We start from the raw sequence: 12,545 nt of genomic DNA, 5'->3' as shown, positions 1-12,545 counted from the left end.
TCAGACGCCCATTTCCGGGAATCGCGCCTGCTTGAGCACGGCGTCGATGGCAACGCGCAATCCCGTCGGATTGAAATCGGTTTCCACCTTGGCGTTGAGCTGCGTGGCCAGCACCCGGTGCAGCAGGCGCGAGCCGAATCCCTGCCGGGTGGGGGCCGAGACGGCCGGGCCTCCCCGCTCCTCCCAGGTGAGCCTGAGCCGGGTCCCGTCCTCCGCCGGCTCGGCCTCCCAGGAAATGGCCACGCGGCCGCCGGGCGCCGAGAGTGCCCCGTATTTCGCCGCGTTGGTCGTCAGTTCGTGGATCGCCATGCCGATGGGCACGGCCGCCTCGGAGGGCAGGTCCACGGCCGGGCCGTCGAGGGTGATCCTTTCGCCCTGGGCATCGTTGTAGGGCCGAAGCTCCTTCTCCAGGATCTCGCGCAGGGACGCGGTCTGCCACACGGCCTCGGTCAGCAGCGAATGGGTGTTGGCGAGCGAGATGATGCGCCCGACGAAGGCCTGATAGAAATCGTCGATGCTCAAGGCGGAGCGCGCGGTCGCTCCCACCACGGCCTGGACCGTGGCCAGGGTGTTCTTCACCCGGTGATGGAGTTCGCGGATCAGAAGGGATTGCTGGGTCTGGGCCTGCTTGCGCTCCTCGATCTCGCCCTGCGCATTGCGGTAGAGGCGGCTGTTCTCCAGCGCGATGGCCGCCTGGGCGGTCAGGCCCGCCAGAAGGCGCTCCGCGCGGCGGTTGAACACGCCCGCCCTCTCGTGCCCGAAGACGAGAATGCCGTGGACGTCCCCCGTCCGCAGAACCACCGGTACGGCCAGGATGCTGCGGATGACCGGCGCGTCCGTCGTCGCATCCATCGTGAAGGGCGTGCCGTCGTGCCCCTGCTCCACGGCGATATTGTCGAGGCGAACCGTCTTGCCCTCCTGGAACGCCGCGGCGCAGATCTCCCGGATGTTCAGGAGGGCGAAGGCGTCGCGAAGTCCTGCGGGCTCGAACTTGCCGTAATGCTCCCTCCCCTCCTGGGAGGCACCGCAGAAGAAGGCGCCGAACTGTGCGTCGGTCAGCTCGATCCCGGCATCGACGACGCTCTCGATGATGCGGTCGATATCGAGTTCGGCCGCAAGCACGCTGCCCGTCCGGTTAAGGATCTCGAGCGCCGCGGTTTCCGTCCGCAACTCGCTTGTCCGCAGCGCCACCTGCCGCTCGAGCAGCGCCGCATTGGCGGCCTGCTCCTGGAACTGCTCGGACGCCAGCACGGTGAGCGCGAGCAGCGCCAGAAGGGCGATCAGCGCGAAGGCCCCGTAGAGCCGGGTCTGGATGAACCAGGGCGTCCAGTATGCATCTTCCGGCATGCTGACATTGATGTAGAGCGGCATCGCGCCCACCTGGCGATAGGCCCCGACACGCTCCTGGTTCATGCTGATGAAGGAATAGAGCCCGGCCCGGCCCGCCGAAGCGAGCGCCGCGTCGAGCGCCGCCTTGTCGATGGGCGCGAAGGAGAGGCCATCGGGCGGGGGCGGATGCTGCGCGATGACCGTGGCATCGGAGGCCCGCAACAGGGCGACCCGGCTGCCCTTCGGCAGTCGGATCTTCGACCAGTAATCGTAGAAGTAGGACAGGGAGACGGTGACCGCCGCCGTGCCGCCGAATTCCGTGCCGCCGTCCTGGAGACGGCGGCTGATCATGAAGGTCGGCGTCTTGGTGACCCGGCCCAGGATCGGCTCTCCGATGAACAATCCCTGGTCGGCGGCAACCTGAGCGTTGAAGACGTCCCGGCCGGACAGATTCGTTTCCGGGGCCGGGAACTGCGCCGACGTCAGGCGCAGTCGTCCGCTCGGATCATTGAGCCAGACGTCCTCGATATAGGGTAACGCCTCCTGAACCGCATGGATCTGCTGCCATAGGGCCGTCGAGCGTTCCACCTGGTCCCAGCTCTGTCCCTGCATGAGGGCGGTGGTCTGCTTCAGCGTCAGATCCGTCACCTCCAGGAGCCGGGCCGTGTGGTCCGCCAGAAAGAAGGCCGCGTTTCGAAGGTCGTCCTCGTTGCGCTGGATCAGGCGGTTGCGCTGTTCCCAGGCGATGTAGCCGAAGGTCAGGAGAATGAACGCGACACCGAACAGGCCCATGAACAGAGTGAGCCGCCCGCGCGCAAGGGAGCGGCGGCGCCGCTTCTGGGACAGGCTCATCGATTCGGGGCGCGTGTAGTACTGCAAGGGGAGATCGCTTTTGAGTGGGAGATTCGCCGTTGCGCGGCCAGAATGGCACAGCAAACGCCTTTGATGGAGAGGGAATTTACGGCTCGCCTTCCGGTTGACCAGAGGCAGGCGAACTATCGCGCTGCAGACCGGCGACAAATGCGCCCGAACGTCACGTCCGCTACAATGTTCAACGAAGAAGCGCCGGGGCTCGCATCAGCCCCGGCGCAGCAGCGATCGCCGACCGGATTCGATCAGCGCAGGACGACGCGGCCCTCGACCTTCGGGGCCACTTTCCCGGCCTTGGCCACGTAATCGATCACCTGGCTGGCCATCAGCTGGCTCGCCGAGACGTCGACCAGCGACTTGGCTTCCGTGAACACCCGGTAGCCGTCGCCGCCGCGAGCCATGAAGTCGTTGGTGGCGAGCTTGTAGGTCTTGGCGGGATCGAGCGGCTCGCCGTTGATCTTGACCGATTTCACCCGGCTGCCGACCGGCTCCTTCACGTCGACCTCCGCCACGATGCCGGAGACCTGCGGGAAGCGGCCGCCGAGCTCGCGCACCTGGCTGACGCCGTTCTCGAGCGCGGCCTTGATCTGCGCGCCCGTGACCTCGAGCAGCACCGTGGTGTTGCCGAAAGGCATCTCGGCCAGGATGTGGCGGCGGGTCAGCTTCTGGCCGGCCTCGTACTGCTTGTCGGCGCGCAGGCCGCCGCCATTGGTGATGGCCACATCGGCGCCGACCGAGGCCTTCAGGGCGTCGGCCACGAGGTTGCCCATGGCGGCCTCGCCTCCGCGCACGGTGGCGCGGCGGCTGTCGAGGGGCGTTTCCGTCACGCCGATCTCCACGTCGAGTTCCTTGGAAAGCTTGTCCTCGTAGCCCTTCACCACGGCCTCGATCTCCGGATCGGGCTTCACCGTGGCGCTGTCGACGATGCGGAAGTTCGGCGTCCAGGACACGGTGGTCTTGCCGTCCTTGGCGGCCTTCGTCACGGCGAGCTCCGTCACGACGACGTAATTCCCCTGGGACTCCGATTCGGTCAGCGTGACCTTGCCGTCGTAGAAGGCGAGCAGGTGCTCGTCATGGCCGCCGATGATCACGTCGACCCCGGCCGAGCGGGCGATGATCATGTCCACCTCGAGGGGCGTGTGGGCAACCGCCACGACGATGTCGGCCCCCTTTTCACGCAGCTCCTTGGCCTTGGCGCGGGCCGTGTCGATGGTGGAGGAGAACTTGATGGTGCCGGGGCTCGAGGCGATCGGCGTGTCCTCCGTGGTGAGGCCGAAGAAGCCGACCTTCACGCCCTGCACGTCGATCATCTTGTCCGGCTTGGTGTTGGCCGGAAGGCCGTTGCCGTCGACGATGTTGGTGGCGAGCACGTCGAACTTGGCCTCCGCCATGCGGGCCCGGAACGCGGCGTCGCCCAGGTCGAATTCGTGGTTGCCCGGCGCCATGGCGTCGACGCCCATCCGGTTCAGGATGTCGATGATGTGGGCGCCCTTGTCGAAGCCCGACAGGAGCGACGGGGAGATGGTGTCGCCCGCATGGATGAAGAAGGCATTGCCCTTGGCCTTCTCCTCCTTGATCACGGTGGCGAGCCTGGCGAAGCCGCCGCGGCCCTTCTCCGGGCTCATGCGGTCGATGTCGTTGGTCTGGACGAAGCGGATGGTCACGGCCTCCTGCGCCAGGGCCGTGCCCGACAGAAGCATGGACAATCCGAGAAACCCGGCGCGGAACGCAGCGGAAGGGCGGCTCTGAAACATCATGAAGGTCCTCGTAGAAGGTTGGAACCGCGGGTGTTCACCCTGGAACCTAGACCGGCAACGTGTCACAGAAGTAACATCCTGTCGACGCCCTCGGCGCCTGGTTCCGCGGCACGCCTGATGCCTTTTTCAGCGAACGCCGCGGTCTCGGTTAGCCGGCGCAGCAACCATGCCCCGCCCACCGGAAAGACGCGCCCATCCATGACCGGACCCATCACCCGAGCCCTCGCCGAGTTCCGCGCCAAGCCCACGGCCGCCGGGTGGCTGCAACTGCCCTTCTTTCAGGATGGGAGCGCCGAGGCGGTCGCCGCCAAGGTCGATGCGGTGATCGCCGCGGGCGCGCAGGTGCTGCCCCCGCCCGAGGCCGTGTTCACCAGCATCTCCCTGACGCCTCTCGAGGGGGTCAAGGTGGTCGTGCTCGGCCAGGATCCCTATCCGACGCCGGGCGATTCCCATGGCCTCGCCTTCTCCTATCGCGGCTCCCGGCGGCTGCCGGCCTCCCTGCGCACCATTCTGGCCGAGATGGCCGAAGACCTGGGCGTGCCGATGCCGACATCGGGCGACCTGTCGAAATGGGCCCGGCAGGGCGTGCTGCTCATCAACACGGCGCTGACGGTCGAGGCCGGGCAATCGGGCGCGCACATGAAATTCGGCTGGTCCGCCCTGGTCGACCAGGCGATCGCGGCGATCTCGGCACGGCAGCCCGCCGTCGTCTTCCTTCTCTGGGGCGGCCCGGCCCGCAAACGGGCGGCGCTGGTCGACCGGACGAAGCATCTCGTGATCGAGGCGGGCCATCCCTCCCCGCTCAACCGGCTCAACGACTTCAGAGGCACGAAGCCCTTCAGCCGCGCGAATGCCTGGCTCGTCCAGAAGGGGCTCGAGCCGGTGGATTGGCGGCTCGACCCTTGAGGCTCGACGAAGGCGCTTGCCGAGAGACCGCTCCAAGGGATAGGTCTCCCTCACGCGCAATGATGCGGTCGGGGCTGCCCGCCGCGACAGGCTTGGAGATCATCATGACGGAATCCCTGTTCGGACAGGTCGAGCCCTTCGCCGGCGACCCGATTCTCTCGCTCAACGACAGCTTCAAGGCCGATCCCCGGTCCGAGAAGGTGAATCTGAGCATCGGCGTCTACACGGACGAGACGGGCCGGCTTCCGGTGCTGGGCGCGGTCAGGGCCGCCCATGAGCGCGCCGGGTTCGCCGAGCGGCCATATCTCCCCATGGAGGGGCATGCGCTCTATCGCGAGGGCGTCCAGACGCTCGTCTTCGGCGCCGGTCATCCGGCTCTCGCCGACGAGCGCGTCGCGACGATCCAGACCCTCGGCGGCACGGGGGCGGTCGGCATCGCGGCCGATTTCCTCGCCAAGCACACCCCAGGCCGCACCGTGCTCGTCAGCGATCCGACCTGGGAGAACCATCACGGGCTGTTCCAGCGCGCGGGCTTCGAGACGGCCACCTATCCCTATTGGAACAGCGCCAGCCGGTCCGTGGACTTCGACGGCATGGTCAAGGCGCTCGAGGCGGCGGAGAGCGGCTCCATCGTGGTGCTGCAGCCCGTCTGCCACAACCCGACCGGCGTCGACCTCGACGAGCGCCAGCAGGCGGCCGTCACCGACGTGCTGATCGCCAAGGGCCACATCGTGGTGTTCGACATGGCCTACCAGGGCTTCGGCACCGGCCTCGACGAGGACGCCGCCTTCGTGCGGCGCTACGCGGAGCGCGCGAGCTGCCTCGTGGCCAATTCCTTCTCGAAGAACTTCTCGCTCTACGGCGAGCGCTGCGGGGGCCTGAGCGTCGTCTGCCGGGATGCCGGCGAGGCCGAGCGGGTGCTCGGGCAGCTGAAGCTCGCCGTGCGCCGCAGCTATTCGAGCCCCCCGATGACCGGCGGACTTCTCGTGGCGACCGTGCTCGGCAACGATGATCTGCGCACGCAATGGGCCGGCGAGGTCGAGACGATGCGCACCCGCATGGATTCCATGCGCAAGCGCCTCGCCGACGCGATCCGCGCCCTGTCGAACGAAGTCGATGTGGGCTTCCTGCTCAATCAGCGCGGCATGTTCAGCTACACGGGCCTCAGCGAGGCGCAGGTCCGCGCCATGCGCGAGCGCGACGGCGTCTATCTCGTGGGGTCGGGCCGCATGTGCGTGGCGGGCCTCAACGAGGCGAACGTGCCGAAGGTGGCGAAGAGCTTCGTCGAGGCCGCGCAGGCGACACGGGGCTGAGCCCCCGGGGCCAGCGACAGCAGGAAGGGGCGGGTCAGGCTGCTCCCTCCCTCGCGGCCTTGTCCGAAAAGCGCCGTCAGGTGCGCAGATTGCCGAAGCAGCCGGGCGGCAAGCCTGCCCCGCTCACCAGGATGGCGCCTTCGCGAAACAGCCGCCATCCCGATGCCCCGGCGAGGCGGATCACCACGAGCTCGCCGGTCCGATCCGTCCAGACGAGCTCGCCCTCGACGGACGCCACGGCCCTCATCACCTGCGCCTGGTCGGTTCCCGGCGCGAACAGCACCGTCGTGAACGCGCCGCCCTGAGTGTCCAGCGCCTGAAGGCCTGCGGCGGCGACCAGAAGGGCTACCGTCGCGCGTGCCGCCGTGGTCGACCGCGGTTCTCCGTCACCGTTGCGACCGGGCCTGCGCCCCATCGTCCATCCGCCGATCATCGGCACGAGACCGAAGATCCCGAACCATGCGAGATCCCAGACCAGGGGCCGGGGGCTGTCCATGCGGATGCGATGGATTCCGAGCGTCCAATGGGACAGGACCGCGTCGACCCCGTGCCACAGGCCGAAGCCGATCAGCAGGCCGGCCAGCAGGAGGCGGCCGGATCCCCGTTTCGAGGTTGCGAGCAGCCAGAGGCCCACGGCCGCGATCAGGTACATCAGCGCATGGAAGTACCCGTCCGCGGCAACCTGGAAGCGCAGGTTGTCCGGATCGATGGCGCTGAGAAGATGATGCCACTGCAGGATCTGGTGCAGCAGGATGCCGTCGAAGAACCCGCCGAGGGCGAATCCCAGCAGACATCCTGACCAGCGCGGGTCGCGCGGGCGCGGGTCGGCTCCAGGTGCCTCCATGCCCATCCTCCATCATGCGCCGGCCGCGTCGCGCGTGCGACCGCAAGGTGCCCGGCCCGGCACGTCAAGCCGGGCACCGGTCCGATGTTCCATGACGAGCGGCTCCGGCTGATCCGCCGGAACCGGAGGACGTTCACTCCGCGGCGATCGGCAGCGTTTGCGGGCCGGCGCGGAACTTGGCGAGGAGATCCGCCTCCTCGGCCTTCGCGGCTTCGAGATTCCGCTCCTTGACGTGGCCGAAGCCGCGGATCTTCTGCGGGATGCCCGCGAGCGCGATCGCCACGGCATGATTGCCGGCATCGAGCTTCGCCACGATCTCGTCGATCCGCTCCTCGAACTCGCGGACGAGCCGGCGCTCGGTGCGGCGTTCGTGGGTGTAGCCGAAGACGTCGAGCGGCGTGCCGCGCAAGGCCCTGAACTTGGCCAGAGCGCCCATGGCCTTGAGCATCCACGGGCCGAAGCTCATCTTGCGCGGCAGGCCGGTGACCGGATCCTTCTTGGCGAGGATCGGCGGCGCCATGTGGAACTCGTAGCGCAGGTTCTCGCCCTCGAACGCGGAGGCGACCTGCTTCTCGAAATCGCCGTTCGTGTAGAGACGCGCGACCTCGTACTCGTCCTTGTAGGCCATGAGCTTGAACAGGGAGCGCGCCACCGCGTCGGCCAGGGCGGTCGAACCCGGCACCGCCCTCTCCTCGGCCGCACGCACACGCTCCACGAGGGCGCTGTAGCGGCGGGCGTAGCGCCTGCTCTGATAGTCCGTAAGGAACGCCACCCGCCGCCCGACGACTTCGTCGAGCGTCTCGGAGAGCTTGCGCGACTCGGTCGGCGCCTTGAGCTCGCCCATCATGGCGGCGATCCGCTCCGGCTCGGCGGCCGCGCGGCGTCCCCAGGTGAAGGCGGCCAGATTCATCTTCACCGCCTCGCCGTTGAGCTCGATCGCCTTCTCGATGGCAGCCCCCGAGAGCGGGACGCGGCCGGTCTGATAGGCATAGCCCAGCATGAACATGTTGGCCGCGATGGCATTGCCCAGGAGCGCGGTGGCGATCGCCGTCGCGTCGACAAAGGACACGCCATCCTGCCCGGCCGCCGACTTGATCGCCCGCTTCAGGCGCTCGGTCGGCAGGGAGAAATCCGCATTGCGGGTGAACTCGCCCGGCATGACCTCCGCCGTGTTCACCACGAGCCCGGTCTGCCCCTGCTTCACGGAGGCCAGCACCTTCTTGGTGCCGGTCACCACGAGATCGCAGCCGAGCACGAGATGCGCGGACTCCGCGCTGACCCGGATCGCGTGGATGTCGTCCTGGTGGTTGGCGAGCCGCACATGGCTGTAGACCGCGCCGCCCTTCTGGGCGAGGCCCGCCATGTCGATCATGCCCAGCCCCTTGCCCTCGAGATGGGCGGCCATGCCGAGGATCGCCCCGATGGTCACGACACCGGTGCCGCCCACGCCCGTCACGATCACGTTGAAGGTGCGGTCGATGGCCGGAATGGCCGGATCGGGCAGCGGCTTGAACGTCATGCCGTCCGTCGCGGCGGCCTCGGGCACGGCCTTCCTGATCTTGGCCCCGTGGACCGTCACGAAGGACGGGCAGAAGCCCTGCACGCAGGAGAAGTCCTTGTTGCAGTTGGACTGATCGATCTGGCGCTTGCGCCCGAACTCGGTCTCCACCGGCTGGACGGCGACGCAGTTCGACTGCACCGAGCAGTCGCCGCACGCCTCGCACACGAGATCGTTGATGATCACGCGCTTGTCCGGATCCGGGAACTCGCCGCGCTTGCGGCGGCGGCGCTTCTCGGACGCGCAGGTCTGATCGTAGATCATCACCGTCACGCCCGGGATCTCCGCGAGCTGGCGCTGCACCGCGTCGAGCTCGCTGCGGTGGTGGATCGTCATGCCGGCCGGCCAGCGGATCTCCTTCGGGTACTTGTGGGGCTCGTCGGTCACGAGGGCGATGCGCTCCACGCCCTCCTCGCGCACCTGACGGGCGATCATGTCGACGGTAAGCCCGCCCTCGTGCTGCTGCCCGCCGGTCATGGCGACCGCGTCGTTGAAGAGGATCTTGTAGGTGACGTGGGTCCTGGTGTGGATCGCCCAGCGCAGGGCCAGGATGCCCGAATGATTGTAGGTGCCGTCGCCGAGGTTCTGGAACACGTGGCCGCGCTTGGAGAACGGCGCTTCGCCGATCCAGTTCGCGCCTTCGCCGCCCATCTGGGTGAAGCCCTCGGTGGAGCGGTCCATCCACTGCACCATGTAGTGGCAGCCGATGCCCGCATAGGCGCGCATGCCCTCGGGCACCTTGGTGGACGAGTTGTGCGGGCAGCCCGAGCAGAAATGCGGCACGCGGGTCGCCACGTCGCCGGTCGTCGCCAGCACGTCCTGCGCGTGACGAAGGCGGGCCACGCGGCCGCGCAGGTCGTCGTTGTTGTGGTACGCCAGCAGCCGCTCGCCGATGACGACCGCGATGTCGTTGGGATCGAGCGCGCCCTTCACGGGGAAGAGCCAGCGGCCCTCCTCGTCCTTCTTGCCGATGCAGAGCGGCTGGTTGGCGGTGCCGTAGAGTTCCTCGCGCAGCTGCACCTCGATGAGGGAGCGCTTCTCCTCGACGACGATGACCTTGTCGAGGCCGCGCGCGAAATCCGCGAGCTCGGCCTGGGACAGGGGCCACGGGCACGCGACCTTGTAGAGGCGAAGCCCCATGTCGTTCGCCTTGACCTCGTCGAGGCCGAGCTCGTCGAGGGCCTGGCGCACGTCGAGATAGGACTTGCCGACCGTGATGATGCCGATCTTCGGATTCCGGCCGCCGGACAGCACGATGCGATTGAGGTTGTTGGCGCGCACGAAGGCCAGCATGGCGTCGCGCTTGAAGTCCTGGAGCCGCGCCTCCTGGTCGAGGACGCCGTCCCGGTTGCGGATGTTGAGGCCGCCCGGCGGCATGGCGAAGTCATCCGGGATGACGATCTTCACCCGGTCGAGCGACGCATCGACCGAGGCGGTCGACTCGATGTTGTCCTTCACGCATTTGAACGCCACCCAGGTGCCGCAGAAGCGGCTCATGGCATAGCCGTAGAGGCCGTAATCGAGGATCTCCTGAACGCCCGCCGGGTTCAGGATCGGGATCATCACGTCGACGAAGTGGAATTCGGACTGATGGGCCACGGTGGAGGATTCCGCCGTGTGGTCGTCGCCCATCAGGGCCAGCACGCCACCATGTTTGGAGGAGCCGGCCATGTTGGCGTGGCGGAAGACGTCGCCGGAGCGGTCGACGCCCGGTCCCTTGCCGTACCACAGGCCGAAGACGCCGTCATATTTGCCGTCGCCTCGGATCTCCGCCTGCTGCGAGCCCCAGACCGCCGTGGCGGCGAGTTCCTCGTTCAGGCCCGGCTGGAACACGATGTTGGACGCCTCGAGCCATTTGCGGGCGCGCCAGAGGTTCTGGTCGAGGCCGCCGATGGGCGAGCCGCGATAGCCGGACACGAAGCCCGCCGTGCTGAGGCCCGCCAGCCGGTCCCGCTCGCGCTGCATGAGCAGCATGCGGATGACCGCCTGCGTGCCGGTGATGAACACGTGATCCTTGGACAGGTCGTATTTGTCGTCGAGCGTGACGTGACGGAGCGCGCCATGACCTTCGGTCATCATCCGTTTCCTCCTGGAGCCATGGCTCCGCTGCCGGTCTTCCGGTCTATTCTGGTGAGATATGTCAGTAATGCTGACATATCTTCCGGAGGCCGTCAATCGATGCTCCGGTCACGCCTTCGTTTCGCCTCTGTTAACCACGAAACCGGCATACCGCTCCCGGTCTCCGGGTTTTTGCCGGACGCGTCGCTGTTCCAGGGTCCCTGCATGACACTTCGTCTTGGTCTGAAATCCGCCCTGGCGGCTCTTATTCTGAGCGTCGCCTCGCCGGCCCTCGCCCATCCCCATGTCTGGGTCACGGCCAGGGCCGAGATCGTGTTCGCGCCCGACGGGAAGGTGACGGGCGTGCGCCATCACTGGACCTTCGACGAGGCCTATACGGCTTACGTGACCCAGGGTCTCGACACCAATGGCGACGGCAAGCTCTCCCCGGAGGAGCTTCAGGATTTGGCGAACGAGAACGCCGCCTCCCTGAACGAGTTCGATTATTTCACGGTCCTGAAGGCCCGCGGCAAGCCGCAGAGCTTCGATCCGCCGCGCGAGGCCCGGATGAGCATGGAGAAGACCCAGGTCGCCATGTCGTTCTTCCTGCCGCTCAAGGCGCCGGCGGCCCCCTCGGGCGCCGTCTCCATCGAGATCGAGGACCCGACCTTCTTCGTCTATTTCAGCCTGTCGGACGGCCAAGCGGCCATCGCGCTCGCCAATGCCCCGCAGGGCTGCGTGACGAGCATCGCCAAGGCCAAGCCGCTCGAGGCCTCCATGCAGCAGATCCTGCAAAGCGAAGGCGCGCTCCAGCCCCAGGATGTCGGGGTCGAGTATTCCAACCGGGCGATCATCGCATGTCCCTGACATCGGATGTCCCTGCCGTCCCGGGCGCGGGACCGACGCCCCTGCGCCGCCGCCTCGGCCTCGCGCTGGCGGCCGTGGCGATCGTCGCCCTGGCCATGGGGCTGATCGGCCTGTGGCTCGGCCCCGTCGGCAAGGCGCCGCCGCGCAACCCGTTCGGCATGGGCCTGCGCGAAGCCACGCCGTCGGGCAGCATCGGGGCCTGGATCCTGTCCGTGCAGTCGGGCTTCTACGGCAGCCTCCAGGCGGGCGTGCGGGCCATGAAGGAGAACGGCTCCGCCCTGTTCTCCCTGCTGCTCGTGGGCTTCGCCTACGGGGTCTTCCACGCGGCCGGGCCCGGGCACGGCAAGGGCGTGATCTCGGCCTATCTCGTGGCCGACGAGAAGGCCCTGCGCAAGGGATTCGCCCTGAGCCTGGCGGCCGCCCTCGTGCAGGCCCTGGTCGCCATCGCGATCGTGGCCGTCGTGAGCCTCGCGCTGCGCGCCACCGCGTCCACCATGAACAGGCTCGCCATGAACGTGGAGGTGGCGAGCTTCCTGGCCGTGGCCCTGCTCGGCGCTCTCATGACCTGGCGCAAGGCCGGCAAGGTTCTCGGCGTGATGGCCCTTGCCCGCAACCCCTATGCGGCCGTCGAGGAGGGTTGCGACCACGTCCACATGCCGCCGCCGCAGGAACTCAGCCGCCTGACCGGCTGGCGCGACATGGCCGGCGTGGCGGTCGCGGCCGGCATCCGGCCCTGTGCGGGCGCCCTCATCGTGCTGGTCTTTTCCCTGTCCCAGGGCCTCTTCGCGGCCGGTGTCGCGGCGACCTTCGCCATGGCGCTCGGCACGGCGCTCACCACGGGCGCCATCGCGGCGCTCGCGGTCTTCTTCAAGGCCATGGCCCTGAGGGTCGCGGGCGGACGCGGAGCCTCGGGCGCCATCGCCATCGCGGGCCTCGAGCTTCTGGCCGCCGCCTTCGTGCTCGTGCTGGGAGGAAGCCTGCTCTACGGCCTGTGGGCGGCGGGCTAGAACATCGGACGGCCCGCAGGGCCACGAGCGTGACCC

The 12,545-nt window shown here is 67.9% G+C and carries 8 protein-coding genes; 4 read left to right on the top strand and 4 right to left on the bottom strand.

Going from position 1 to position 12,545, the window contains the following annotated elements; genetic code table 11:
* Together OCW50_RS22785 and OCW50_RS22780 are read right to left on the bottom strand one after the other, a co-directional pair.
* Positions 1 to 2,208: an HWE histidine kinase domain-containing protein gene (locus tag OCW50_RS22785; RefSeq protein WP_262299076.1), complete on the bottom strand. Its 2,208-nt coding sequence runs from the start codon at positions 2,206 to 2,208 to the stop codon at positions 1 to 3.
* Between the two features lie 236 nt (positions 2,209 to 2,444).
* Positions 2,445 to 3,956 (bottom strand): bifunctional metallophosphatase/5'-nucleotidase, encoded by a 1,512-nt coding sequence (locus OCW50_RS22780; protein ID WP_262273047.1) that lies wholly within the window; start codon positions 3,954 to 3,956, stop codon positions 2,445 to 2,447.
* Positions 3,957 to 4,154: 198 nt separating this feature from the next.
* On the opposite strand from OCW50_RS22780, the gene ung reads away from it, so the two are divergent.
* Both ung and OCW50_RS22770 read left to right on the top strand, forming a co-directional pair.
* Positions 4,155 to 4,862 carry a uracil-DNA glycosylase gene (gene ung / locus OCW50_RS22775; protein ID WP_262299075.1) on the top strand — a complete coding sequence of 236 codons (708 nt, stop codon included), beginning with the start codon at positions 4,155 to 4,157 and terminating at the stop codon, positions 4,860 to 4,862.
* 104 nt (positions 4,863 to 4,966) lie between these two features.
* The gene (locus tag OCW50_RS22770; RefSeq protein ID WP_262299074.1) at positions 4,967 to 6,175 is read left to right on the top strand and encodes an amino acid aminotransferase; all 1,209 of its coding nucleotides are present in this window, start codon (positions 4,967 to 4,969) and stop codon (positions 6,173 to 6,175) included.
* Positions 6,176 to 6,251: 76 nt separating this feature from the next.
* On the opposite strand, the gene OCW50_RS22765 is transcribed toward OCW50_RS22770, so the two are convergent.
* Positions 6,252 to 7,019, bottom strand: a complete 768-nt coding sequence (locus OCW50_RS22765) for a DUF2243 domain-containing protein (protein ID WP_262299073.1) — start codon at positions 7,017 to 7,019, stop codon at positions 6,252 to 6,254.
* A 133-nt stretch (positions 7,020 to 7,152) separates the two neighbouring features.
* A complete protein-coding gene (locus OCW50_RS22760; RefSeq protein WP_262299072.1) occupies positions 7,153 to 10,653 on the bottom strand; it encodes an indolepyruvate ferredoxin oxidoreductase family protein in 3,501 nt (1,166 codons plus the stop codon).
* 207 nt (positions 10,654 to 10,860) lie between these two features.
* Between OCW50_RS22760 and OCW50_RS22755 the strand changes: the two genes are divergently transcribed.
* Positions 10,861 to 11,502, top strand: coding sequence for a DUF1007 family protein (locus tag OCW50_RS22755; protein ID WP_262299071.1), 642 nt, complete (start codon positions 10,861 to 10,863; stop codon positions 11,500 to 11,502).
* Positions 11,493 to 12,509, top strand: a complete 1,017-nt coding sequence (locus OCW50_RS22750; RefSeq protein ID WP_262299070.1) for a nickel/cobalt transporter — start codon at positions 11,493 to 11,495, stop codon at positions 12,507 to 12,509. Before OCW50_RS22755 ends, OCW50_RS22750 begins: the two co-directional genes overlap by 10 nt.
* Positions 12,510 to 12,545 lie beyond the last annotated feature (36 nt).

Origin of the sequence: Microvirga sesbaniae, from assembly GCF_025460805.1 — a bacterium.
Classification (GTDB): Bacteria; Pseudomonadota; Alphaproteobacteria; order Rhizobiales; family Beijerinckiaceae; genus Microvirga; species Microvirga sesbaniae.
Note: the sequence above shows the minus strand (reverse complement) of the source record. Positions and strands in the feature narration are given on the sequence as shown.